The 24936-nt window shown below is 67.0% G+C and carries 19 protein-coding genes; 6 read left to right on the forward strand and 13 right to left on the reverse strand.

The features are described from left to right. Position 1: 1 nt before the first annotated feature. On the reverse strand, positions 2–2398 hold the full coding sequence (treY, locus tag AB0J62_RS34940) for a malto-oligosyltrehalose synthase (RefSeq protein ID WP_363880685.1): 2397 nt from the start codon (positions 2396–2398) through the stop codon (positions 2–4). Next, a complete protein-coding gene (glgX, locus tag AB0J62_RS34945) occupies positions 2395–4512 on the reverse strand; it encodes a glycogen debranching protein GlgX (protein ID WP_363880688.1) in 2118 nt (705 codons plus the stop codon). Before glgX ends, treY begins: the two co-directional genes overlap by 4 nt. 259 nt (positions 4513–4771) lie before the next feature. Here glgX and AB0J62_RS34950 point away from each other — a divergent pair, with 259 nt between their 5' ends. The 3 genes from AB0J62_RS34950 to AB0J62_RS34960 all read left to right on the forward strand — a co-directional run bounded on the left by AB0J62_RS34950 (position 4772) and on the right by AB0J62_RS34960 (position 8215). After that, positions 4772–5221: a hypothetical protein gene (locus tag AB0J62_RS34950; protein WP_363880691.1), complete on the forward strand. Its 450-nt coding sequence runs from the start codon at positions 4772–4774 to the stop codon at positions 5219–5221. After that, on the forward strand, positions 5218–7350 hold the full coding sequence (locus AB0J62_RS34955) for a glycosyltransferase (RefSeq protein ID WP_363880694.1): 2133 nt from the start codon (positions 5218–5220) through the stop codon (positions 7348–7350). Before AB0J62_RS34950 ends, AB0J62_RS34955 begins: the two co-directional genes overlap by 4 nt. Positions 7351–7453: 103 nt before the next feature. Beyond that, a complete protein-coding gene (locus tag AB0J62_RS34960; protein WP_363880697.1) occupies positions 7454–8215 on the forward strand; it encodes a serine protease in 762 nt (253 codons plus the stop codon). A gap of 6 nt (positions 8216–8221) precedes the next feature. Here AB0J62_RS34960 and AB0J62_RS34965 read toward each other — a convergent pair whose 3' ends face one another. Continuing rightward, positions 8222–8443 carry a hypothetical protein gene (locus AB0J62_RS34965; RefSeq protein WP_363880700.1) on the reverse strand — a complete coding sequence of 74 codons (222 nt, stop codon included), beginning with the start codon at positions 8441–8443 and terminating at the stop codon, positions 8222–8224. A 67-nt stretch (positions 8444–8510) separates the two neighbouring features. Between AB0J62_RS34965 and AB0J62_RS34970 the strand changes: the two genes are divergently transcribed. Then, a complete protein-coding gene (locus tag AB0J62_RS34970; protein ID WP_363880703.1) occupies positions 8511–8906 on the forward strand; it encodes a cupin domain-containing protein in 396 nt (131 codons plus the stop codon). Here the strand turns inward: AB0J62_RS34970 and AB0J62_RS34975 are convergent. After that, entirely contained in the window at positions 8872–9291 is a 420-nt protein-coding gene (locus AB0J62_RS34975; RefSeq protein ID WP_363880706.1) for a VOC family protein, read from the reverse strand. The genes AB0J62_RS34970 and AB0J62_RS34975 overlap by 35 nt on opposite strands. Before the next feature lie 252 nt (positions 9292–9543). On the opposite strand from AB0J62_RS34975, the gene AB0J62_RS34980 reads away from it, so the two are divergent. After that, the gene (locus AB0J62_RS34980) at positions 9544–10797 is read left to right on the forward strand and encodes a hypothetical protein (RefSeq protein ID WP_363880710.1); all 1254 of its coding nucleotides are present in this window, start codon (positions 9544–9546) and stop codon (positions 10795–10797) included. 466 nt (positions 10798–11263) lie between these two features. On the opposite strand, the gene aceB is transcribed toward AB0J62_RS34980, so the two are convergent. The 6 genes from aceB to AB0J62_RS35010 are packed head-to-tail and all read right to left on the reverse strand — an operon-like array spanning position 11264 to position 19382. Continuing rightward, the gene (gene aceB, locus AB0J62_RS34985; RefSeq protein ID WP_363880713.1) at positions 11264–12829 is read right to left on the reverse strand and encodes a malate synthase A; all 1566 of its coding nucleotides are present in this window, start codon (positions 12827–12829) and stop codon (positions 11264–11266) included. Positions 12830–12840: 11 nt separating this feature from the next. Continuing rightward, positions 12841–14847 (reverse strand): alpha-amylase family protein, encoded by a 2007-nt coding sequence (locus AB0J62_RS34990; protein ID WP_363880716.1) that lies wholly within the window; start codon positions 14845–14847, stop codon positions 12841–12843. Between the two features lie 20 nt (positions 14848–14867). After that, positions 14868–16331: a hypothetical protein gene (locus AB0J62_RS34995; protein WP_363880719.1), complete on the reverse strand. Its 1464-nt coding sequence runs from the start codon at positions 16329–16331 to the stop codon at positions 14868–14870. Beyond that, positions 16328–17143: a carbohydrate ABC transporter permease gene (locus AB0J62_RS35000; protein ID WP_363880723.1), complete on the reverse strand. Its 816-nt coding sequence runs from the start codon at positions 17141–17143 to the stop codon at positions 16328–16330. The genes AB0J62_RS34995 and AB0J62_RS35000 overlap by 4 nt, the downstream gene beginning before the upstream one ends. Further along, complete coding sequence (locus tag AB0J62_RS35005) at positions 17140–18075, reverse strand: sugar ABC transporter permease (RefSeq protein WP_363880726.1); 936 nt, start codon at positions 18073–18075, stop codon at positions 17140–17142. Before AB0J62_RS35005 ends, AB0J62_RS35000 begins: the two co-directional genes overlap by 4 nt. A gap of 5 nt (positions 18076–18080) precedes the next feature. Beyond that, positions 18081–19382, reverse strand: coding sequence for a sugar ABC transporter substrate-binding protein (locus tag AB0J62_RS35010; protein WP_363880729.1), 1302 nt, complete (start codon positions 19380–19382; stop codon positions 18081–18083). A gap of 136 nt (positions 19383–19518) precedes the next feature. On the opposite strand from AB0J62_RS35010, the gene AB0J62_RS35015 reads away from it, so the two are divergent. Then, entirely contained in the window at positions 19519–20523 is a 1005-nt protein-coding gene (locus AB0J62_RS35015; RefSeq protein ID WP_363880732.1) for a LacI family DNA-binding transcriptional regulator, read from the forward strand. Here the strand turns inward: AB0J62_RS35015 and AB0J62_RS35020 are convergent. From AB0J62_RS35020 to AB0J62_RS35030, 3 genes are all read right to left on the reverse strand, one after another. Next, entirely contained in the window at positions 20520–21377 is an 858-nt protein-coding gene (locus tag AB0J62_RS35020; protein ID WP_363880735.1) for an LLM class F420-dependent oxidoreductase, read from the reverse strand. The genes AB0J62_RS35015 and AB0J62_RS35020 overlap by 4 nt on opposite strands. Further along, entirely contained in the window at positions 21374–21937 is a 564-nt protein-coding gene (locus AB0J62_RS35025; RefSeq protein WP_363880738.1) for a TetR/AcrR family transcriptional regulator, read from the reverse strand. Before AB0J62_RS35025 ends, AB0J62_RS35020 begins: the two co-directional genes overlap by 4 nt. A gap of 95 nt (positions 21938–22032) precedes the next feature. Further along, complete coding sequence (locus tag AB0J62_RS35030; RefSeq protein WP_363880741.1) at positions 22033–24915, reverse strand: S8 family serine peptidase; 2883 nt, start codon at positions 24913–24915, stop codon at positions 22033–22035. Positions 24916–24936 lie beyond the last annotated feature (21 nt).

The following is a 24936-nucleotide window of genomic DNA, read 5'->3' on the forward strand; positions in this document are numbered from 1 at the left end:
GTCAGCTCCTGACCAGCAGGGCCACTGGAAGGTCTGTCAGCAGGTCTTCGATTCTGGCAGCACCACTGCCGACCTCGCGACCGGTCAGCACGTTCTTCCACTGCCCGCTCGGCAGCACGACCGTGCTGTCACCCCAGCCACCGAGACGCTGCAGTGCGGCCGGCAGTCTGGTCGCCACGGTGATGACCGCGTCGCCACGCGCGAAGGCGACCGCATGCCCGTTGGAGGTCGGGAGCGGCGTGTAGCTGCCGGCGAAGGCCTCCGGGTACTGCCGGCGGAGGCGCAGGGCACGTGAGGTGATCAGCAGCTTCTCGTCGGACAGGTCCTCCGGCTTGCCACCACCATCCAGGTGCTGCAGCCTCTCGATGCGTCGCTGGTAGTCCACCGGCCGCCGGTTGTCCGGGTCGACCAAGGACAGGTCCACCAGCTCGGTGCCCTGGTAGACATCCGGTACGCCGGGCATCGTGAGCTGCACGAGCTTCTGCCCGAGGGTGGCTGCCCTGATGTAGCCGGTCTGGTCGTCGGCGAAGCGGCGTACGGAGTCGAGCACGCTCTCGTCGTGCAGGACACCGCTGACGAAGGCAGCGACCGTTTGCTCGTACTCCTCGTCCGGTGAGGTCCAGGATGTGTTGCGCTTCGCCTCGCGGATCGCCTTGAGCAGGTAGGCCTGCATGCGGTCCTCAGCGAGCGGTCCGTCGTCCCAGGTGCCGAAGAGGGTCTGCCAGAACAGGTACTCCGTGCTGCCGTCCAGCAGGGGACTGCGGTGGTCCTCCGACAGGCGACGCCATTCGCGGACTGCCTCGGACCACGCGGCGGGCTGCTCGGACAGGACGCCGAGTCGCGCACGCACGTCCTCGGAGCGCTTCGTGTCGTGAGTCGACAGCGTGGTCATCGTCTTCGGCCAGTTCTTGTTCAGCTGGGTCGCGTACGCGTGGAACTCCTCCGGCGTGACGCCGAAGTGCTCCGGATCCCCACCGACCTCGTTCAGCGACGTCAGCCGGAACCACCGGTAGAACGCGGTGTCCTCGACGCCTTTCGCCATCACCGGACCACAGGTCTGCTGGAAGCGCACGATCAGCTCGGCCCGCGCGCGCTCGTCGATCGTGCTGGTCTCCCGGCCGAGCAGGAGGTGCAGCACGAGGTCGAGCGTGGCCTGCCGGTCCTCGTCGAGATTGCTGCGTGCCTTCTCCGCTGCCCGCTCCATCGCAGCCACTGCGGTCGGTGACGGCTCCTCCCCCGGTACGACGTACGCGCGGTAGACGTCGAACTGCACCAGCAACTCAGCCACGACCTCGTGGAACGCGCGCCGGGTGTGATCACGCAGCCGTACGTCGTCCTGGCAGATGCGCGCGAGCAGCTCGACGAGACGATGCACCTCGGCGTACTGCCCGTGCTGGACGATCTCGCGCTTCGCCTCCTCGACGATCGGCGCGAAGTCAGCTGGAGCGCCAGTGAGCTCGGAGTGCAGGGCGGTGAGTGGTGCGGCACCGGAGGGGTCGACGAACAGACCTCCGACGCGCAGGAGAGCGTCGTACCCGGTCGTACCGGCGCAGGGCCAGTCGCGCGGGAGCTCTTCGTCGCCCTCGAGGATCTTCTCCACTACTACCCACGCGCCGCCGGTGCGTTCGGCCAGTCGACGCAGATAGCCGCGCGGATCGGCCAGACCGTCCGGATGGTCGATGCGGAAGCCGTTGAGCTTGCCTTCGTTCAGCAATGCCAGCAGGAGCTGGTGGGTCGCGTCGAAGACCTCCTGCGTCTCCTGACGGATCGCAGCGAGGGTGTCGACGTCGAAGAAGCGCCGGTAGTTCAGCTCCTCGTCGGCGACCCGCCAGTGCGCGAGGCGGTACCACTGCTCGGTGACCAGCTCAGCGATCGGCAGGTCCTCGGTCCCCGGGCGGAGCGGGTACTCGTGGTCGTAGTACCGCAGTACGCCGTCCTCGACGGACAGCTCACCGTCGGCCAGCACCTTGCCGATCCGCTGACCCAGCACCGCCATCAACAGCGGCTGGTTGCCCGAACCCCAGTCGACATCGAACCACTCCGCGTACTGCGAACCCGGGCCGAGCCGCAGTACCGACCAGAGCGCCTTGTTCAAGCTGGCCGGAGTCGGTACGGCGACATGGTTCGGCACGACGTCCGCGATCGCGCCCATACGGCTCTCGGCCAACCGGGCCGACAACCGCTCGAACGCCGGCCGGCCGCCCATCGGCTCGGACAGCCGGCTGTGGTCCACCACGTCGTACCCGTGCGCGGAACCGGGCGCCGCCTGGAGGATCGGGGACAGGTACGCGTGGGAGATCCCGAGGCTCTCCAGGTACGGGACTACCGTCGCGGCGTCGTCGAAGCCGAACTCCGCGCGGAGCTGAAACCGGTAGGTGGCCTGTGGGACCCCCCTCATCCGGCGGCCTGCCTCGGGCGGGTCAGGACCAGGGTGCTGCGCGCCTCCAGCTGGATGGTGTTGCCGGCCACGTACGGTTCGGTGGTCACTCCGCCGGTCGCCTTCGTCGTGTCCACAGCCACCGTCCAGCTCTCGCCGTACTCCTCCGGCGGAAGGAGGAAGTCGACGGGCTCGTAGTTGCTGTTCATCAGGATCAGGAACGAGTCGTCGACCACCGGCTCGCCGCGGGGATCCGGCTCGGAGATCGCGTCGCCGTTCAGGAAGACCCCGATCGCGCGAGCGTCGTTCTGCTGCCAGTCTCCGTCCTGCATCTCGGTGCCCTTCGGCGTGAACCAGACCAGGTCACCGAGCCCGTCGACGCCGGTGTCGCCGTGGAAGAACCGGCGGCGACGCAGCACCGGGTGGTTGTTGCGCAGCCGGACGACGGAGCGGGTGAACTCGAGCAGGTGCTTCTGCGGTTCGGTCAGCTCCCAGTTGACCCAGGAGAGCTCGTTGTCCTGGCAGTACACGTTGTTGTTGCCCTGCTGCGTCCGGCCGAGCTCGTCGCCGTGAGCGATCATCGGCACGCCCTGCGAGATCAGCAGCGTGGTGAGGAAGTTGCGCTGCTGGTTGGCCCGCAGTCGCAGTACCTCGGGATCGTCGGTCGGGCCCTCGACGCCGCAGTTCCAGGAGCGGTTGTGGCTCTCGCCGTCGTTGCCGCCCTCGCCGTTCGCCTCGTTGTGCTTCTCGTTGTACGAGACCAGGTCGTGCAGCGTGAACCCGTCGTGGGCGGTGACGAAGTTGATGCTGGCCAGCGGCCGGCGACTGTCGTCCTGGTAGAGGTCCGACGAGCCGGTCAGGCGGGACGCGAACTCGGCCAGCGTGTACTGCTCACCACGCCAGAAGTCGCGCACCGTATCGCGGAACTTCCCGTTCCACTCGGTCCACAGCGGCGGGAAGTTGCCCACCTGGTAGCCACCGTCGCCGACGTCCCACGGCTCGGCGATCAGCTTCACCTGACTCACCACCGGGTCCTGCTGGACCAGGTCGAAGAACGCCGACAGGCGATCGACCTCGTGGAACTGACGGGCCAGGGTGGCCGCGAGATCGAAGCGGAAGCCGTCGACGTGCATCTCCGTGACCCAGTAGCGCAGCGAGTCCATGATCAGCTGCAGCACGTGCGGGTGCCGCATCAGCAGGCTGTTGCCGGTGCCGGTGGTGTCGTAGTAGTGCCGCTTGTCCTCGTCCACGAGCCGGTAGTACGCCGCGTTGTCGATGCCCTTGAACGACAGCGTCGGACCGAACTCGTTTCCCTCAGCAGTGTGGTTGTAGACCACGTCGAGGATGACCTCGATGTCCGCCTCGTGCAGCGCCTTCACCATCGCCTTGAACTCGGTCACCTGCTGGCCGAGCATGCCGGTCGAGGAGTAGGCGTTGTGCGGCGCGAAGAAGCCGATCGTGTTGTAGCCCCAGTAGTTGGACAGACCACGCTCCTGCAGCGTCCCGTCCTGGGCGAACTGGTGCACCGGCATCAGCTCGATCGCCGAGACCCCGAGCTCCTTGAGGTGCTCGATCGTGGCGGGGTGACCGATACCGGCGTACGTCCCGCGGATGTCCTCCGGGAGACCCGGGTGGGTCTTGGTCAGGCCCTTGACGTGCGCCTCGTAGATGACGGTCTCGTGGTACGCGTGGCCCGGTGGGCGGTCGTTGCCCCAGTCGAAGAACGGGTTGGTCACCACGGAGTGCATGGTGTGCCCGCTGTTGTCCATCGTGTTCAGCTCGTCCGGCTTCTCGAACCGGTAGCTGAACAGCGACTCGTCGCTGTCGATCTGCCCCTCGATCGCCTTGGCGTAGGGGTCCAGGAGCAGCTTGGACGGGTTGCAGCGGTGCCCCTCGGCCGGGTTGTACGGCCCGTGCACACGGAAGCCGTACCGCTGCCCAGGCTGCACTGCCGGCAGGTACGCGTGGTGCACGAAGCCGTCCACCTCGGTCAGCGGCACCAGCTGTTCGGCGCCGTCGTCACCGATCAGCGCCAGATCTACTCGTTCAGCAACCTCCGAGAAGAGCGCGAAGTTCGTCCCGGCGCCGTCGTACGTGGCGCCGAGAGGGTAAGGACGACCAGGCCATTTCTGCACCTGACGACAGTAGCCACCTCCACCCCCAGACGCGGCATCGCGGGGTGATTTCCGCCCAGAGTTCGATACGCAGACAGTTGCAGCAAGCTGCAATAGGCCGAACGTCCCAAAACTGTCTCGACTCGGTTAAGCTCTCGCGCTTGTGAGACCGCCTTCCGCTCGGCGGCCCGTTTTCCTCGATTCGACCGGGCGACGCCGCCGTACCATCCGCAGAACCGGCGCACTCCTCGCGGTGCCTACCGTCGGTTACCTCATCCTCATGGGCAGTAGCCTTCTCGGCGGACCGCGCCTGGACACGCCGCTGATCCCGCTCCCCGAGGCCGCCAAGACTCAGCACCGCCCGGCCACACCACCTGCCGAGGCCGCAGGTCAGACTCCGCGGCCGACCGGCAACCAGACCGTGACACCAGGTGACGGACCGACCGAGAGTTCCTCGACGCAGCCGTCGTCGACCACCGACTCCACGACCCCGACCGGCGCTCCGACGAGCGTCCCGACGACCGGGGCCTCCACGCCCGTCGTCCCGCCGGGGACCGTTGCGCCTCCGACTCTGACCGTCGCCCCGACGACGGCACCGACGGCATCGACCACGCCGCCCGGCCGGACCAACTCACCGACAACCGCGGCCCCCACGGCGACGACGACCACCACGCACGGGAACAAGCCGACCACACCGCCCGGGCGGACCAAGACGCCGAACAAGCCGTGAGCAGACCGGTCGCACGGCGGGCCAAGCAGGTCCCGCTCCGCACGCATTGGATCGTGCTGACGATGCTGCTCGTCTGCCTGTCCACCATGCTGCTGCTGAACGGCTACACGCACCACATGTTCGGCGCGGAGCCCGACGGCGCGGTCAAGTCGGCCGGCGGATCCAGTACGGTCCCGCGGTCGATCGTGACCGGTGGACCGGTCATCGACGCCGGCCCCGGCACCCCGCGCTCGGTGTCGCCGCACGCTCGTACCATCGCGCTCACGTTCGATGACGGGCCCGACCCGGTCTGGACGCCCAAGATCCTCGATCTGCTCCGCGCGCAGAAGGTCCACGCGACCTTCTTCGTCGTCGGTACGGCGGTCGCCGCGCACCCGGACCTGGCCCGCCGGATAGTCGACGAAGGCCATCAGATCGCCGTCCACAGCTTCACCCACGCGAATCTGTCGACCACCGCGGGCTGGCGGCGCTCGCTCGAACTCCGCCAGAGCCAGCTCATCCTCGCCGGCGCCACCGGGGTCAGTACGACGCTGCTCCGTCCGCCGTACTCGTCGGAACCCAGGGCGCTGACGGATCGCGACTGGGCCGCGCTGCAGCAGATCCGCCAGGCGGGATACCTCACTGTCCTGACCAGCCAGGACAGTGAGGACTGGCGGCGGCCGGGGACCGACCAGGTGATCGCCAACTCGATGCCGCGCAGCACTGCCGGACAGGTGCTGCTGATGCACGACGCGGGAGGCGACCGCAGCCAGACCGTCGCGGCGCTGAGCAAACTGTTACCCCGGCTGAAAGCCCGTGGCTTCCGGTTCGCCACGGTCAGCGATGCGGTCGGTCTGCCGGACCCGACGCGCCATGCCGGTCTGCTCGACCGCGGCCGCGGTCTTGCGGTGATCTGGGTGATGCGGATCAGCGATGCGGTCCTGTCGTTGCTCACCTGGCTCCTGTACGCCGCCGGCGCGCTGAGCGTGTTGCGTGCGATCACCACCGTCGTCGCAGCGCGGCGGCACGCCCGGATGCGCGACTGGACCTGGGGACCACCGGTCACCGAACCGGTCAGCGTGATCGTTCCGGCGTACAACGAGAGCGCGGGGATCGAGGCGGCCATCCGGTCCCTGGTCGCCTCGGACCATCCGGTCGAAGTGATCGTCGTCGACGACGGGTCGACCGACGGTACGGCGGACCTGGTCGAGGCGCTGATCAGGGACGAGGGCCTGCCCTGGGTCCGGGTGATCCGGCAGCCGAACGCGGGCAAGCCGGTCGCACTCAACACCGGCCTACGCGCCGCGCGGTACGAGTTGATCGTCATGGTCGACGGCGACACGGTCTTCGAACCCGACGCGGTCCGGAATCTCGTCCAGCCGTTCGCGCATCCGGGTGTCGGGGCGGTGTCGGGCAACGCCAAGGTCGGCAACCGGCGCGGCCTGCTCGGCCGCTGGCAGCACATCGAGTACGTGATCGGGTTCAACCTCGACCGGCGGCTGTTCGACCTGGCCGAATGCATGCCGACCGTTCCCGGTGCGGTCGGCGGATTCCGCCGTACGGCGCTGGAGCGGATCGGTGGGCTGAGCGACGTGACCCTCGCGGAGGACACCGACCTCACCATGGCGCTGTGCCGGGACGGGTGGCGGGTCGTCTACGAGGAGAGCGCGGTGGCATGGACCGAGGCGCCTGCCTCGCTCGGCGCGCTGTGGCGGCAGCGGTACCGCTGGTGCTACGGCACTCTGCAGGCGATGTGGAAGCATCGCGGCGCGATGGTGCAGCGCGGTACGGCCGGGAAGTTCGGGCGACGCGGGCTGACCTACCTGATGCTCTTCCAGGTGCTGCTTCCGCTGCTGGCGCCGGTAGTGGACGTGTTCGCGATCTACGGCCTCGTGTTCCTCAACCCGGTCCGCGTCCTGTCCGTGTGGCTCGGCTTCGTGCTCCTGCAACTGGTCATGGGTTTCTACGCGTTCCGTCTGGACGGCGAACGTGCCGGTCCGCTGTGGACGCTGCCGCTGCAGCAGTTCGTCTACCGCCAGCTGATGTACCTGGTCGTCATCCAGTCGGTCTTCACCGCCCTGGCCGGCACCCGCCTCCGCTGGCAACGCATGGAGCGCTACGGCAGCCTGCAGGCACCGACCACTTCGTGACTGCTGCCGCAGGACTGCCTGGAGCGCGGCGTGGGGGCTGTGGGCGATTGTGCTCGGCGTGGGAGTTTACTTGCAGCGATCATTCTCTCACGTGGAGTAGTAGATGTTGAAGCGAGCTGCACTTGTTGTCGGGGTTCTGCTGGCCGTCACGGCCGGCGCTAAACCAGTCGTCGTCGGCGGGACGCTGGCGAGTGCCACCGAGGCGCCGTGGGCGATCGCGCTGAACAACACGCAGTCCGCGTCGTCCAGCGGGCGGTACTGCGGCGCCGTGCTCGTGAAGCCGAACAAGATCGTCACGGCAGCACACTGCATGGACGAGGACATCTCGACGTACTACGCCGTCCAAGGGCGGGCGAATCTCGCTGACGACTCCGTGGGGCAGACGTCGGCGATCAGCAAGGTGTGGATCCATCCCGGGTACAACACGAAGGACAACCGCTACGACTTCGCCGTACTGACGCTGGCGAAGCCGTTCACCGGAGTGCCGGTGCTGCCGCTGGAGACGCGGGCGCGGGCGGACCGCAACGGCGTCGTACCGACGGTCTACGGGTGGGGTGACACGGAAGGGACGGGGATGGACGACACGCTACAGAAGGCGGCGGTCCCGGACCTCGGGGACAAGACCTGCCTGGCGGTGAAGAGCTACGTCACCAACGGGTACGCCGCCGCGACCAACGTCTGCGCGGGCTACCTCAACGGTGGGATCGACGCCTGCCAGGGCGACTCCGGCGGCCCGCTGGTGCTCAACGGCCGACTGCTCGGCGTCGTCTCGTGGGGACAGGGTTGCGCCCAGCCCGGTAAGCCCGGCGTGTACGCCGAAACCGCCGCCGTCGCGAAGGCACTCGCGCCGCAGTTGGCTCGCTGAGCCGGGTTACAGCACCGCGCCGCGTGGAGCGATCTCCAGAGCCGCGACCCCGCGCGCGTACAGCACGAGAAGCCGGTCGCCGTGTCTGCACCGGAGCGTGCCGGTATCGCCGGAGAGTGCTGTGATGGCGTGCTCGACCACAACGTCGTCCGCCACCTGCGGCTCCTCGAAGGTGACGTCGAGCTGGTCACCGCTGATGAGCCGAACTCGCAACACAATGCTCGCCATCTCCGCAGCCTATGCCGTACACACTCACCGACGTGCCCACTTGAGCCGGACGGAGGAGACTGACCCTATGGCTGAACCTGTTCGCGTGATCAAGGCCGGCGACCTCGTCGCCGCCGATCCCACCGACGGCATGCTCCGGATGCGAGCCTTCGAACTCCCGATCCTGTGGGCCGGCCAGGTCATCACCCAGCCCGGCGCGATCTCCGGCTGGCACCACCACGACAAGAACGAGAGCAGCCTCTACATCGTCCGCGGCGTACTCCGCCTCGAGTTCGAAGGCACCGACGAGTACCTCGACGCGGTCGCCGGGGACTTCGTGCATGTCCCCGCCTTCACCATCCACCGGGAGAGCAACCCCAGCTCGGACCCGTCCTTCGCAATCATCGCCCGAGCCGGCGGCGGCATCCCCACCGTCAACGTCGACCCGCCTACAGCAGGCCCGTCGTCTGACCGATCTCGATGAGGTATCCGTCGGGGTCACGCAGATAGCACCGCACCTCCGCCTGGCGGTCGATCGGCGCGGTCAGGAACTGCCCGCCCTTGGCAACGGCGTCCGCGTAGAACGCGTCGATGTCGGCGACCCGGACGTTGAGGAACGCCGACACCGGGTCACCCGGCTCAGGCGCGGTCAGCGTCACGTCGGGTTTGTCCGAGGTCGGTCCGCCGCCCGGGTTCATGATGATCCAGGTGTTGGCGACCTTGACGGTCGCCGGATTCTCGGCGCGCACGACCGTCCCGCCGAAGATGTTCGCGTAGAACTCCCGCGACACGGCGACATCGCGCACCGTCAGGAAGTGCGTGACCAGCAGTCCCTCCACTGGCGCGGGGAAGTCGTTGCCGTCTGCCATCGATATCTCCCAACGTCGGGTCCTCTCCAGTAAAGACCGAACGCCACCACCTTCTGTGACCGGCCCGGTCCGCTGTCTGTGCGTGCAAGGGTGTCGGCGGATGGTTCGGCGCGGCGGACCACGTCGTACTAGCGGAAAGCGCCATGTGGACGTCCCCGCGTGCACCTCCCCCTCTCGCCGGTGCTCTGCCGTCACCGATCGACGTAGCTGTCGTAGTCTTGCCGTCCCTGCCTACGTTTCAGGAGCCCGCTGATGGATGACGAGATTCAGCTGATCAGTGACGGCGAAGGGTTGGCGGTCATCGGGGATCCGGCGGCCGTCGAACGCTTTCTCGTCTCGGAGGGACTGCAATCGAAGGACCTCGGACTGCCGCGGCTCGGATCCGTCCTCAGTACGGGAGCTGCAGCCGCACAGGCAGGTTCAGAGATTGCGGCCAACTCGGGTCGCTGGTTAAAGATCACCAAGGACTCCGCGCGGCTTATCGAGAAGCACGGGCTGAGGAAGAACTCGAAGACGGGTCTCGACACCGCTGTCCTGAAGGGGAGCCACGGCCAGATCAAAGGGTTCGTCGAGTTCGTGAAAGGGCCTGGCGCTCTTCTGACCAACCCGGCGCTTCTGGCCGGTGCGGCGGGGATCATGGCGCAGCTTGCTATGCAGCAAGCTATGGACGAGATCACCGACTACCTCGCCACGATCGACAAGAAAGTCGACGACGTACTCCGCGCCCAGAAGGATGCCGTGTTCGCGGACCTGATCGGCGTGGACTTCGTGCTCCAGGAAGCGATGACCATCCGGGAGCAGGTAGGCAGGGTCTCAGAGGTCACGTGGTCGAAGGTGCAGTCCACCACGCTGACGATCGCATCAACCCAGGCGTACGCGCTGCGTCAACTCGATGCACTTGCGGAGAAGATGGAAGGCGAGTCCAAGATCGGTGAGCTCGCCAAGACGGCCAAGGAAGCGAAGGCCAAGGTTCAGGAATGGCTCGCCGTTCTGGCCCGCTGTTTCCAGCTGCAGGACGCGATCGCGATACTCGAACTCGACCGCGTCCTGGACGCCTCTCCGGACGAACTGGACCGGCATCGCCTCGCCCTCCGCGCCGCACGCACCAACCGGTTGGATCTCATCTCACGGAGCACCGAGCGCCTGATGGCTCGCATGGATGCGGCCGCTGGTACGGCCAACACAAAGGTGCTGCTCCACCCGACCTCCTCCCGGGAGGTGGTGGACTCGAGCAACCATGTCGCGCAGAACGTCGTGGAGTTCCACGGACGGCTAGGGATCGAGCGCGGTCGGGAGTCATTGGAAGCGAGACGGTGGACGGAGGCAGCCACGGAGGTGCGAGACAAGGCCTTCGACGCTGGAGCAGACGGCGTCGATGCCGCCCGACGCCTCGGCAACGAGACCTTCGACCGAGCCAAATCCACCACGGGCAAACTCTCCAGCCACCTCACCAACCGAGTACGCCGCCGCCACACAGACAACGAGGAAGCCGACCAGGCAGAGTGAATCCGCGCCAGCTCTGAGTAAGTCAAGGCTGGAGTTGATGTGCGGCGAGGACACCCCCGGTGGGCTAAAGCCCGCAAGTCCCGCGATAGCGGATGATCCCGGTATACGCCGGCACGTCCGCGACAGCGGGGAGATCCCCGCCGGAAGGATGCACGGGCGATGAGCCGGCGGGTGGGTGGGGAGCGCGCGGAGCGGTCGCGCCGAGCAGCGAAGCGACGAGAGGCGACCGCGGAGCACGCGGGGCTTCCACCGGCGGTAGCCGGAAGATCCCGGCGGTAGCCGGAAGATCCCGGCGGTAGCCGGAGAGGATGCACCGGCGATGAGCCGGGGGGCGGGCGGGTGCGGGCGTAGGGGGCGCGCCGAGGAGCGGAGCGACGAGAGGCGACCGCGCAGCACGCGGGGGGCTTCCCTGGCGGGGGGCTTCCCCGGCGGAAGCCCCCGCGGTTCCGAAAGGCGGTGGATCTTGTCAGTTGAAGCGTTCGTATGCCGGGAGGGTCAGGAAGTCGATGTACTCGTCGGCGAGGGCGACCTCGAGGAACAGGGAGCGGGCTGCCTCGTAGCGGGCGGGGTTGCCGAGCTTGTCGATCTCCTCGTCTGCGATGCGCTCGACGAGATCCGTGGTTACGGTCTCGCCGGTGTCGAGGACGACCTCGTTGCGGCGCCACTGCCAGATCTGCGAGCGGGAGATCTCGGCGGTGGCCGCGTCCTCCATCAGGTTGAAGATGCCGACGGCGCCGGTGCCCTCGAGCCAGGCGGCCAGATACTGCACGGCGACGCTGACGTTGTTGCGCAGGCCGGCCTCGGTGACCTCGCCCGGCGTGGAGGCGACGTCCAGCAGCTGATCGGCCGTCACAGCAACGTCCTCGCGGAGCTTGTCGAGCTGGTTCGGCTTGTCGCCGAGGACCGAGTCGAACACGGTCCGGCAGGTCTCGACCATGCCGGGGTGCGCGACCCACGAGCCGTCGAAGCCGTCGCCGGCCTCGCGGGTCTTGTCGGCCTCGACCTTCGCGAACGCCTGCTCGTTGACCGCCGGGTCCTTGCTCGGGATGAACGCCGCCATCCCGCCGATCGCGTGCGCGCCGCGCTTGTGGCACGTCCGCACGAGCAGTTCGGTGTACGCGCGCATGAACGGCACCGTCATCGTGACGCTGTTGCGGTCCGGCAGCTGGAAGTCCTTGCCGCGGGTCCGGTGCGTCTTGATCACGCTGAACATGTAGTCCCAGCGCCCGGCGTTCAGCCCGGCGGAGTGGTCGCGCAGTTCGTACAGGATCTCTTCCATCTCGAACGCGGCCGGGTAGGTCTCGATCAGCACGGTCGCCCGGATCGTCCCGCGCGGGATCCCGATCGTGTCCTGCGCGGTCACGAACACGTCGTTCCAGAGCCGCGCTTCGAGGTGCGACTCCATCTTCGGCAGGTAGAAGTACGGTCCTTGCCCGCGCGCGATCTGCAGCTCCGCACACGCGGCGAAGTACAGCGCGAAATCGACCAGCGAGCCGCTGACCGGCTCCCCGTCGACCTGGATGTGCTTCTCCGGCAGGTGCCAGCCCCGCGGCCGTACGACGATCGTCGCCAGCTCCTCGTCCGGCTTCAGCGCGTAGCTCTTCGCGTCGGTGCTGAAGTCGATGCGCCGGCTGATCGCGTCGAGAAGGTTCAGCTGGCCGCCGACCACGTTCTCCCAGGTGGGCGTGTTCGCGTCCTCCTGGTCGGCCAGCCAGACCTTGGCGCCCGAGTTCAGCGCGTTGATCGTCATCTTGCGGTCGGTCGGGCCGGTGATCTCCACCCGCCGGTCGACCAGGCCCGGAGCGGCGGGCGCGACCCGCCACTCCGGGTCGTCCCGGACGTCCTTCGTCTCCGGCAGGAACCCCAGCGACGCCCCGGCCGCGATCTCCGCGACCCGCTGCTCGCGGCGCTCCAGCAGCTCCTTGCGCCGCCCGTCGTACGTGCGGTGCAACGTCTCGATGAGTCCGAGCGCACGCTCGGTGAGAATCTCGTCGTACCGCTCGTTCATCGGGCCGGTGACGTCGATGGACACGTGGCGCTCCCTTAGCTCAGTACTAGGACTTCATGATCGGTGATCCGGTCTACCTCGACCGTAATCCAGCCGTTCTGCTCCTTCACTTCTACCTCATCACCCGAGACGAGAAGTCGCGCTCGCGACCCGGTCACCCTGACCGACACAGTGAACGGTCCCGCGGGCGTGAACTCCTCCAAACGACCGCGCCAGGCGCCACCCTGATCGAGATTGACCAGGTGCAGGATGTGCCGGTCACCCTGCTTGTAGAGCTGACAATCCAGTACGCCGGCACCGTCCACGCGCAGCGGGATGCCGTCGTGCCGGACCAGGTTCGCGAGCACCTTGCCGTGATCCGGGTGGTGATGCTTCGCGTACTGCCGATCAAGGTCCGCCGCGAGGTACGCCGTACGCTCGCCGAGCACCAGCGCCGGGGTATCGCTGCGCGGCTCCTCCATCCACGACTTCTCCGGCGGATAGATCGGGAACGGCGGGATCCAGGTCAGCGCAGGCTTGCCGGCCTCCACCACCTCGACCACCTCCAGCTGCCCGCCGAACGGCAGTACGTCGGTGTCGCCGTCGAAAACCGATCGGTCCTCGATCCGCAGGTAGCTGTGGCTGTCGTAGTTCTCCCAGTCGTTCACCGTCCCATCGCCCAGCCGCTTGCCCGCGTGCCGGACTCCCAGCAGGTCACCCAACGCCCAGTCGTCCCGGCGGTCGCCCCACTCGTCGTAGAGCCCCGATTCCCCGGTCACGACAAGGCGGCCGCTGTAGGTCTGCAGCTGGGCGATCTGCTCGTCGGTCAGCACACCCACGTTCGGCACGACAAGCACCTTGAAGCGTTCATCAACCTCAGTCGTGGGCAAGTACGGGATGCGTGCCCGGACCAGCGCATCCACCCACCCACGGTAGGGCAGCTGACTCACCGTCTCCGGCTCGTCCTTGCCGTGGAAGTCCACACTGCGCTGACTCCACAACAGCCCGACAGTAGCAACCGGCTCGCGATCGACGAGAAACTCCTCATTGGCCTCATGCCATTCGAAGAGCGGCTGCGCCGTCGCATATTGCCGCCGATCGTCATGCACCGATCCGATGTGGTGCCACCACGGCTGGATCCCGCCGGCCCACCCCTCGATCGCCCACATCCGTGCCTCCGGCTCGGGCTTACTCCCGAGCCGGAACGTCGGTACGCCGGCGTCGTACATCGCCGTGCTCTCCGGGATCAGCGTGTCCCAGCCGAGCAACCCGTGCAGGCGCTTGCCGGAGTCCGCGTTCGCCTGGAACCCGGACTCCTCGTGCCGCCACTGCGAGTCCAGCATGAAGATCGACGCCCGCTTGCAGATCTCGACGTCGTCGCGCAGCCTCTTGCTCTGGGCAACGACCTCGCCCCCGTTCATCCCGATCCACAAGCAGTCCGGACCGCCCGCGCGCCGCGTCACCTCGTTGTTCAGGTCCCAGACCGCGAGCCGCTGGTCGTAGCTCCAGCGAATCCATTGCCGATAGACCGGATCGGCCCAGTCCGGCGACGTCGGCAGGTCCTGCCCGAAGCTGTCGCGACAGTTCGGGCAGTAGCAGATCGAGTCCCGGCCGAGGCCGCTCCAGCTGTTGTCGGTCAGCCCGTCCGGCGAAGTCCGCTCGATGATCTCCTCGAGGATCCCGGTCAGGAAATCCTTGTAGTACGGGCCTGTGACGCAGGCGACGTACAAGTTCCCGGCCCGATAAGGGTTGCCGTCGGCATCGATCGCGAACCAGTCCGGATGCGCGTCGTACAACGGCTGGTGCGCCCGGTTGGAGTCCATCCGGGCCAGCACCGTCAGCCCGTCCTCCTGCGCGAGCTTGGCGATCTCGCCGTACAGATCGCGATCACCGAGGTACTCCGCCCGGTGCTGCAGCTCGAACTTGCTCGGGTAGTACGCGACGATCCCGCCGGCGTTGACGATCACTCCCTGCACCTTGGTGCGACGCCAGTGCTCCCGCCACCACTCGGCGTCGTACCGGGCCGGATCCTTCTCGGTGAGATTCGTCTGCGCCCACCTCAAAGTCCTTTGGTACCAAGGCTTCACGGGAGACTCCGGACCGCGTCGCCGGCTCCGGACAGGTTCTCCAGCAGCATCTCGGAGTACTTGCGGCTGAGTACGACGCCCTCCGCGCCGCCTTCGAACGCGGCCAGCGTCGCGTCCCGCACGGACTCGCGCGTGCAGGCGGTCAGCTCGCCCTCGTTGTCGTCCCAGTTGATCTTGGTGCCGACGTCACGCGGCTTCTCCAGCCCGCGCTGCTTCGCGACGCCGACCGGGATGTCGATGTCGATGCCCGGGTAGATCGCGCTCTGCCCGCCGACACCGGCCACGGCCCGCTCGGTCTCCCGGCGTACGTAGTCCGCGGTGAAGCCGGTCTGCGGCAGCTTCTCGTACGCACCCTCGTCGAGCTGTAGCAGCTTCATCATCAGCGGGTACACGTCCTCGGGCTCCGCGTCCGCGAACAGCGCACCGCAGATGCTCTTCACCCAGGTGAAGAACCGCGGGCCGGCGCAGTTGTTGTAGATGACGACCTTGATGAAGTCCGAGAACTTCGCCATCTCCGTGTAGTCCTGGTCCGCCCGGTAGAACGGGCTGAAGGAGATGTTGTGGTAGACGTGCCAGCCGACCTGTACCTCGGGCGAGATCGCCTTGGCGACACCGTAGATGTCGCGGTACAGCTGCCGCTGGCTCTCGGTCCACAACGTCTGCCAGGCCAGTACTTCGGGGAAGTTGAGCAGGATCCGCCAGAACGTCACGAACGCGCCGTCCACCGGCCGCTCGCCCGCGCCGACCCGCTGGTTCCACTCGACCAGCTCGCGGTATCCCTGCATCGCCTTGTTGACGTCGATGCCACGCTCGCGCGCAACGGCACGGCAGTGCGGGCAGAAGCAGCCGATCTCGGACACGTCGACCGTGCCCTGCATCAGCATGTTCAGCGGACCGGGCCGCTCCGAGCACCAGGCCAGGCCGTCGAGCTCGTAGCTCTGCACGTAGTCCTCGACGAACCCGAGGTGCCAGTTGCGGTAGTCCGGGTTGTTGAAACACGGCCGTCGGCCCGGGCGTCCCCAGGCGTCGACCTCGAGCACCTTGGCGAAGTTCGGGTACGTGCGCAGTTCGCGCGCGCCGCCGCTCTCCTCCATCCACGCGAACGACTTCATGCCGCGCTCGCGGGCCTTCGGGATCACCTCGCCGAGCAGGTCCAGCTCGGGGTGCTCGGGTGCACGGCCGACGTCGCCGAGCACGGTGTTGCCGTAGTACTGCGGATGCGGGGTCGCGTAGTTCCCGCCGACCCAGCCGAGGTCGTACTCCTGGACGCCGTGGTCGGGGATCGGGTAGCCCGGAATCTGCCGGCCGCCGGTTCCCCGGGTCCAGGTCGGTGTGGCCAGGAACAGCGCGTTGACCGCGCCGCGCTCGGCCAGGATGTCGAGTGTCTGGTCGACGCCTTCGTCGACGAACGAGATGGCTCCGATCTGCATGGCAACGACCCGATCGGGCACGATGCTCACCCCTTCATTCCTGTCATCGTGATGCCTTGGATGAAATAGCGCTGGGCGAAAAGGAAGACGGCGATGACCGGTACGACGGAGATCGTCGCGCCTGCCATCAGCAGACTGATCTTGGTGAAGTACTCGCCCTGGAACTGCGCGAGTGCCACCGGCAACGTCTGCAGGTTCTCGGACGTGATGTAGATCAATGGACCGAACAGGTCGTTCCACGATTCGAGGAACGTGAAGACCCCGATCGCGGCGAGCGCCGGTTTGGTCTGCGGCAGCATGATCCGCCAGTAGATCCCGAACGTCGAGGCACCGTCGATCTTCCCGGCGTCCTCGAGCTCGTTCGGAATGGTCAGGAACGACTGCCGCATGAGGAAGGTCGCGAACACCGGTGTGAGCACCTTCGGCACCCACAGCGGGTACTGCGTGTCCACCCAGCCGATGTGCTGGAAGACGATGTACTGCGGGATCAGGTACGCGATACCGGGGATGATCGACGTGGCGAGCAGCACCATGAACGCGATGTCCCGGCCGGCGAACCGCAACCGCGCGAACGCGTAGCCGGCCATCGACGCGACGATCAGAATGCCGATCACGTTCAGCCCGGCGAGTTTGACGCTGTTCCACAGGAACACCGGGATCAGGTCGAACACCTCGCCGTAGTTGCTCCACTGCGTGTCCGTGGGCAGGAATTTCGGCGGCGAGCTGAGCACCTTCGCCTCGGGCCGCAACGATGCGCTGATCATCCAGACCAGCGGCGTCAGGAACGCCACCGCGAACAACGTCATCACGACGTACTGCGAAGTCTTTCCGACGATTCTCATGTGTAGAACACCCACCTCTTCTGCAGCTTCCACTGCAGGAAGGTGACGGCCGCGATCACCACGAACAGGATCCATGCCATCGCCGAGGCGTAGCCGACCTTCCCGTAGCTGAACGCGTTCTGATAGATGTTGTAGATGTAGACGCTGGTGGCGTGGCCGGGCCCGCCCTTGGTCATCACGTAGATCAGGCCGAACACCTGGAACGACGAGATGAACTGCGTGATCAGCAGGAACAGGAAGTGCGGCGTCAGCAGCGGCAACGTGATGAACCGCAGCCGCTGCCATGCCCCGGCGCCGTCGATCTTCGCCGACTCGTAGAACTCGTTCGGCAGGCCTTGCAGGCCCGCGAGCAGGATGATCATCGGGTAGCCGATGCCCTGCCAGACGCTGACCAGGATCACCGCCGGCATCGCCCAGCTCGAGCTCGACAGCCATTGCGGGCCGTTGATCCCGACCTGACTGAGCAGACCGTTGATCACACCGTTGTCCGGCTGGAAGAACCAGAACCAGACGAACCCGATCGCCACCACATTCGTCACGTACGGCGCGAAGTACGCCGTCCGGAAGAAGGCGACGCCGCGGATCGGACGAGCGCACAGCAAGGCCAACACCAGGCCGATGCCGATCGTCAGCGGGATGCTCGCGAGCGTGAAGTAGACCGTGTTCTTGAACGTCTGCAGGAACAACGGGTCGTCGGTGAACATCTCGCTGAAGTTCTTCAGGCCGATGAACTTCGGCGCCGAGATGCCGTTCCAGTCGGTCAGCGACGCGGCGATCGAGACCAGGATCGGGAAGAACTGGAACGCCACCACCCCGACCACGATCGGGCTGATGAACAGCCAGCCGGTCAGGTTCTGCTTCCGGCGAGCCCGGCGTACGTCGGCTGTGTTGACGGCGTCGGAGGTGCCGCGCGTCATCGTGATGGTTGCCATCGACATCAACCCTTCAAGGCGTTCTCCACCTGTGATTTGACGCCTTGCAGAACGTCGGCGACCGGCTTCTCGCAGTTGTAGGCCGTGTCCAGCGCGGGCCGGTACAGCTCGCGGGCGCCGATGGTGTTCTTGGTCTGGTTGGTCGCGGTCAGGTGCTTCGCGGCCTCGGCGAACAGCCCGATGTGCGCGGGCGCCTTCCCGTTCGGCGCCAGCCCGGCCGCCGCCTTGAGGTTGATCGGCGTGAACGCGCCGCCCTGCAGCAAGATCTTGCCGCCTTCCTCACTGGCGAGATACTTCAGCAGGTCCCAGGCCGCATCGGGGTTCTTCGCCTTCTTCGGGATGCAGAACACGATCACGCTGGACTCGGTCTTCTGCTCCACCTCACCAGGCGGCGGAGCGACGTCCCAGGTGAAGTCCTTGACGGTCTGCCGCATGTAGGGCACGGTGCCGAAGGTCGCGAACATCATCGCGATCTTGCCCTGGGCAAACATCTGGTTCTGGATGTTGTCCTGCTGCAGCGCGGACCACGGCGGCTGCACCTTGTCCTTGCAGGTCAGGTCGGTCGCCCACTGCAGCGCCTCGGACTCCTTCGGGTCCGACAGCGTGAACTGCGTGCCGTCCTTGGAGAAGATGCCCGTCTGGCTGCCGTGGTTCACCGTGAACGTCTGCTCGTAGCCGGTGTCCAGGTAGACCAGCGCGCCGTACTGCTTCTTCGCCGGGTCGGTGAGCTTCTTGGCCTTCTCTTCGAAGTCGGACCAGGTCCAGCCTTCGTCCGTCCAGGTTGTCGGCGGCAGCGGCACTCCGGCCTGCTTGAACAGATCGACGTTGTAGAAGATCAGCCGCGGCTCGTAGCCGAGGACCCACGCGGTGTGCGAACCGTCGGGCTGTTGCGGGAAGTCGAACGTCTCCTTGGCGAACTGCGACGTGTCGAGCTTGTCCTTGTCGATGTACGGCTTCAGGTCCAGCAGCGCTCCCTGCTGGGAGAAGCCGCGGACGAAGTCGTCGTTGATCCGCATCACGTCCGGCGGACTGCCGCCCGCGATCAGCGTGCGCATCTTGGTGTCGTACTCCTGGGTGACAGCGGGCTGGATGGTGACCTTGGTCCCCGATTCCTTCTCGAACGCCTGGATCGCCTGCTCCAGCGGGTTGCCCTTGACCTGCTCCCAGTTGAGGAAGGTGAGGCTCTTGCCCCCACCACCACCTGCATTGCCGTTGCCACCACAGCCTGCCAGTACTCCGGCGGCCGTGAGTCCCGTCAATCCGGCGAGAAACCTGCGGCGGCTCACGTTGGAGAGTTGTGTCTGCACCGGAATCTCCCATCCACTTAGGGATGAATACGTATACAATGAATACGTATACACACTGGCTTCGGCGTGGTCAACGGCTTGGGGCGAGACTCTTGAGTAGGGTTCAGCATTTGGACGATGAGGGGAGGCGGGGTCGATGGCACGACCACCGACGAGCAGGGACCTGGCCCGGCTGGCAGGGGTTTCGCAGGCGACGGTCTCGCGGGTGCTGACCAACAACCCGAAGGTCAACCCGGAGACCCGGGCGCGGGTCCTGCAGGTGCTGAAGGACGCGAACTACACGCCGAACGCGTTGGCGCGCGCGATGAAGACCGGACGGACCGACACGATCGGTGTGTTCATGACGCGCGTGACCAGCCCGTTCCACGCCGAGCTGCTCGACGAGATCGGGCGCGTGCTCAGTTCGATCGGTCTGCACATGATCCTGTGGAACATCGAGCACGATCGGGAGGAGACGGTCGCCGAGGTGCTCCACCAGCGCCTGGTCGACGGGTTCCTGCTGACGTCGGCGACGTACGACTCGAAGCTGCACACGATGGCGCTCGCCTCGGGTACGCCGACCGTGCTGGTGCATCGCGGGATCGACGGGCTCGACTGCGACCAGGTCGTCGGCGACAACTGGCAGGGCGCGTACGACGCGGGGAAGTATCTCGTCGACCACGGCCATACCGACATCGGACTCGTCACGCTCGTTCCCACCGGGAACACGTCCCGCGACCGCGACCTCGGTTTCCGCGCGGCACTCGCCGACGCCGGCGTGAAGATCAAGCCGAGCAACGTGGTGACGGTCGGCGTACCGCACGCCGACGGCCACGCCGCCGCGAAGAAGCTCCTGTCCCGGAAGAATCCACCGACCGCGATCTACACCGTCACGGACCTGCTCGCGTTCGGCATCCTCGACGGCGCCCGCGCGGTCGGCGCCCGAGTTCCCGACGACGTCTGGGTGATCGGCTTCGACAACACCGAGATGGCCGCCTGGGAAGCCTTCGACCTCACCTCGGTCGACCAACCCACCCACACCATCGTCGAAACCGGCGTGGACCTCCTCCGCCAACGCATAGCCGACCCCGACCGCCCCACCGAGGTCGTCACCCTCCCCTGCCCCCTGGCAATCCGAGGCTCAACAGCCAACCGGCACTAGCCCAGCTTCGGCAGCACCTCGGCGAGAACGTTGGCGTGGTCTTGTGGTGTGGCCAAGCCCATGTTCATCGTGTTCACGCACAGGTGGGTGGCGCCGAGGTCGCGCCAACCGTCGACGAAGGCTTCTCGGTCCTGTTCGGGGACGGCGGCGAGAGTGAGTCTTGCCTCGATGCCGATGGATTGCGGATCGCGGCCGGCTGCCTCGGCTGCTTCGCGGATCATTGCGATCTGCTGTTTCGCTCGGTCGTCGGGTGGTGATTGCGGCATCCACCCGTCGCCGATCCGGCCAGTACGTCGCAGTACGGCATCTGCGCTGCCGCCGAACCAGATCGGGATCTCCCGGCCAGGCAACGGGTTGAGGCCGGCCTCGACGACCTCGTGGTACCTGCCCTGGTAGGAGATCACCGGCTCGGCCCACAGCCGGCGCAGGAGGTCGACCTGCTCTTCCAGTAGTGCCCCACGCTGTTTGAACGGCACGCCGAGCGCCTGGTACTCGACCTGGTTCCACCCGATGCCGACACCTAGGCGCAGCCGGCCGTTGGACAGCACATCGACCTCAGCGGCCTGCTTAGCCACCAGCGCCGTCTGCCGTTGCGGCAGGATCAGTACGCCGGTCACGAGCTCGAGCTCGGTGGTGATCGCCGCCATGTACCCGAACAGCACGAAAACCTCGTGGAACAAGGACTTGTCGGTATACCCGGTCCAGCCCGGACGGTTCGTGGGATCCGCGCCGAGCACGTGGTCGTAGGCGAGCACATGGTTGTACCCGGCCTGCTCCACGGTCGTCGTCCAGTCGCGCACGACCTTCGGATCCGCGCCGATCTCGAGTTGGGGGAACACCGCACCTATCTTCACTTCGTAGCCTCCGGCAACAAGTCGATCAATCCCTGGACAGCCAGCTCGAACGGCTCCACCGAGCCCGCCGCACGAGCCAGCACATACCCACCTTGCAGGACGGCCGCAACCGTCGCCGCGATCCGCTGCGGATCCAGCGAATCCGGGTACTCACCCGAACGCTTGCCCTCCGCAACCACCTCGGCCAGCCGCGTCCGCAACCACTCGAACGTCTCCGCAACCGGTGCCCGCAACATCGGATCCGCAATCACGTCAGGATCCGCGGTCAACCGGCCGACCCGGCATCCCTTGAGCACATCCCGCTCCCGCTGGAGATACCCCGCGATCCGCTCACTGGCCGACCCTTCGCCGGCCAACTGCACCTCAGCCGCAGCCCTGAGCTCAGCCCCCGACCGCTCGATAGCAGCCTTCGCCAACTCCGCCTTCCCCGCGAAGTGGTGATACATACTCCCCTGCCCGGCGTCGGCCGCCCGCTGAATAGCCTTCGGCGAGGTCCCGACGTACCCCCGCTCCCACAACAACTCCTGCGTACTCCGAATCAAGCGCTCCACCGTCTCCACCCCGCCCACTGTACCCACAGGTACAGCCGCGGGAAATGAAGCTGGGGAGGATCCTGCGCCTGAATCGGAACAGGATCCTCCCCACCTCGTTGACGTCAGCTGACGGTGACGATCTTGTTGACGGTGTACGCCGGGGCGTGATCGGCATCGCCGGGGAAGTACACGCGATAGGCGATCTGACCGCGAACGGCCGGCTTGATGCCGAAGGCGTACTTGCCGGAGGTGCTGAGCTTGACCGAAGCGATCGACTTCCACACCTTGCTGCCGTACTGCTGCAGGTAGACGGTCTGGCCGTAGTGCGCCGGAGCGACGTACCCGCTGAACGCGGTCGTCCCGCCGAGCCGGATCGACGCCGGCGACAGGGTCGCCGAGATCGTCGGCTTGACCTGCACGGTGATGTCCGCCGTGCGGGTGCCCATCAGGTCGGCGTTGCCGGGGAAGGTGAGCATGTACACCGACGACACCAGCGGCTTGTGCGTGAGCGCGAGCGTGCCCGTCGACGACGTCTTCAGCGCCGCGAGCAAGGTGAACTTGGTCGAGTTCTTCGGCCGCACGTACACGTTCACCGGCAGACCGGCGTACGCGACGTTGTCGATCCGCAGCGTGCTGCCCTTGATCGTGATCGACCCGCCGTAGTTGATCAGCGTGGACGACGTCGAGATCCCGGACTTCATCCCGAGGAACGGCTTGGCCACGGGCAGCCCGTACTGCCCCTTCCGGTCCCTGGCCCAGGCGGCGTACGTGTACGTCGTCCCCTGCGCCAGCCCGGTGTCCTTCACCGACGTCCCGGTGCCCGCGTAGACGAGCGTGCCGGTCGTCAGCGACGGCGCCTTTCCGCCGGCGATGCGCCGCACGATCACCTGGTCGAGGTCAGGCGTCGGCGGGATCGTCCAGGTCAGGTTGGCCGCCAGGTACGCGCCGCTGCCGCCGAACCCGATCAGCTTCTTCGGCGGGTCGTCGGACGTGAGGAAGACACTGCTCCACGGCAGCAGGTTCGTGTCGGAACCGGCATGCCGCACACCGTTGACGTCGATCCGGTACGGCGTGCCTTCGAGCAGCGGCGCCGTCGGGGTGATGACGACCTGGCGGGTGGCCGGGTCGTACGCGCCGAGCGTGGTCGGCACCACCGCGCCGGTCTTCCCGTTCAGCAGCCTCACCGTGTTGGTCCCGATCGAGAACGCGTCCATGTCCTGGGCGAACGTCACGCTCAGCGTCGAGCTCACCGAGACCTCGAGCCGGTTGTCGTCGGGGACGACGTTGCGCATCTGGTACGCCGGCGGAACGGCGCCCGGGTTGAGGGTGCCGCCTTCGGAGTAGCTCAGGGTGTACGGCCGGACGTCCCGCGAGCCGTTGTCGTTGCGCACGGCGATGAAGACCTCGCCGGCCGGCGCCGTGACCGTGGTGCTGGCCGTCTGCGGTCCCCAGATCGGCATCTGGGTGTTCGGGTCGATGTCCGGGTACGCCTTCACGGCCGAGCCCAGCCCGTTCAGGTTGGCGTCGTACACCTCGATCCGCGGGCCGAAGTTGACCGAGTAGTTGTCCTCGTTGAACTCCGGCCCGGTCAGGGTCAACTGGAGCGTGCGGGGCGCGGTCGGCGGCACGCGGTACCAGTCGACCTCGCCTTCGGTGTTGATCGTCGAGCTTCTCGTGCCCGGCGAGATCGTGATCGCGCGTGCGGGCTGGTCGTTGCCGTCCGGCTGGTTGACGCCGAAGTCCGTCGTCGTCTTGCCACCGAGAGCGGCGTACGCGTCGACGATGCCGTGTCCGTAGTACGGGTCGATGCCGCGCGGGCCGGCGTCCCGGGACAGGACCTCGAGCCGCTGCGCGATCTGCGCCGGGGTCAGCGTGGGCCACTTGTTCTTCACCAGGGCCGCGATGCCGGTGACGATCGGCGCCGAGCAGGAGGTGCCGGTGCAGTACCAGTACGGCTCGTAGCCGGGCGGGGTCAGCGCCCGCGAGCCGGTGGTGAGGATGTCCCAGCCGGGCGCCGCGACGTCGACCCAGTTGCCGTACGAGCTGAAGTCGGTCAGCACGCCGCCGGCGTTCGTGGCCGCGACGGCGATCACCTCGGGGTACGCCGCCGGGTACTGCATCGCGTCGGTACCGTCGTTGCCAGCCGCAACAACCACTGTGACGCCGCTGTTCACCGCGTTGATCACCGCGTTGTGCAGGACCGCGTTGTCACCGGGGCCGCCGAGCGACATGTTGATCACCTTGGCGCCGTGGGCAACGGCCCAGTCGATGCCTTCGGCGATGTCCGCGTCGTAGCCCGAGCCGTCGGCGCCCAGCACCTTGACCGGCATCGCCTTCATCACGTTCCAGCCCACCCCGGCGACGCCGGCGCCGTTGTTCGCGGCGGCGGCGATGATGCCGAGCGTCATCGTGCCGTGGCCGTTGTCGTCCACCGGGTTCGGCCGGGTGCTGGACACCGCGTTGTACCCCGGGACGAGGTGGCCGACGAGATCCGGGTGGCCGGCGTCGACGCCGGTGTCGAGTACGGCGACGATCTGGCTGCCGGTGGTCTTGGACACGTCCCACGCCTGGGGCATCCGGACCGTGTTCATGTACGTCTGCTGGTCGGTGCCGTAGTACTCGTCGTTCGGGACGGCCGAGATGTAGCGCTTGTAGTTCAGCGAGGCGAGCTCGACCGCCGGGTCGGCCTTCATCTTCTTCAGCAGGTCCGGCGCGGACTGCTCGCCGGTGATCTTCACGATCGGCGACGTGACCGCGTCCTCGGCGGTCGCGCCGGCCTTCGAGACCGCGGCCCGGCGCGCCGAGGACGTCGCCTTCGGCTTGAACTTGACCATCACCGCGTTCGGTTCGAACTCGGCCTTGGCGCCGTGCGGCCGCGAGGCGAAGGGCGGCCGGTAGGCGCCGGGCTCCGCGGCGCTACCGGACGAACCGGTAACCGCGACCACCGACCCCGCGACCAGGGCAGCCGGCACAGCCAGCCGCAGCAAACGAGCAGTACGGAACACCAAAACTCCCATGAATCGGGC

Origin of the sequence: Kribbella sp. NPDC049584, from assembly GCF_040675555.1 — a bacterium.
GTDB lineage: Bacteria > Actinomycetota > Actinomycetes > Propionibacteriales > Kribbellaceae > Kribbella.

What these genes read in the sequence shown, in the direction of transcription:
- treY (WP_363880685.1), bottom strand. Translation starts at nt 2,398, where the DNA reads ATGAGGGGGGTCCCACAGGCCACCTACCGGTTTCAGCTCCGCGCGGAG.
- AB0J62_RS34980 (WP_363880710.1), top strand. Translation starts at nt 9,544, where the DNA reads ATGGATGACGAGATTCAGCTGATCAGTGACGGCGAAGGGTTGGCGGTC.
- AB0J62_RS34950 (WP_363880691.1), top strand. Translation starts at nt 4,772, where the DNA reads ATGGGCAGTAGCCTTCTCGGCGGACCGCGCCTGGACACGCCGCTGATC.
- AB0J62_RS35015 (WP_363880732.1), top strand. Translation starts at nt 19,519, where the DNA reads ATGGCACGACCACCGACGAGCAGGGACCTGGCCCGGCTGGCAGGGGTT.
- AB0J62_RS34965 (WP_363880700.1), bottom strand. Translation starts at nt 8,443, where the DNA reads ATGGCGAGCATTGTGTTGCGAGTTCGGCTCATCAGCGGTGACCAGCTC.
- AB0J62_RS35005 (WP_363880726.1), bottom strand. Translation starts at nt 18,075, where the DNA reads ATGGCAACCATCACGATGACGCGCGGCACCTCCGACGCCGTCAACACA.
- AB0J62_RS34960 (WP_363880697.1), top strand. Translation starts at nt 7,454, where the DNA reads ATGTTGAAGCGAGCTGCACTTGTTGTCGGGGTTCTGCTGGCCGTCACG.
- AB0J62_RS34975 (WP_363880706.1), bottom strand. Translation starts at nt 9,291, where the DNA reads ATGGCAGACGGCAACGACTTCCCCGCGCCAGTGGAGGGACTGCTGGTC.
- AB0J62_RS34970 (WP_363880703.1), top strand. Translation starts at nt 8,511, where the DNA reads ATGGCTGAACCTGTTCGCGTGATCAAGGCCGGCGACCTCGTCGCCGCC.
- AB0J62_RS35000 (WP_363880723.1), bottom strand. Translation starts at nt 17,143, where the DNA reads ATGAGAATCGTCGGAAAGACTTCGCAGTACGTCGTGATGACGTTGTTC.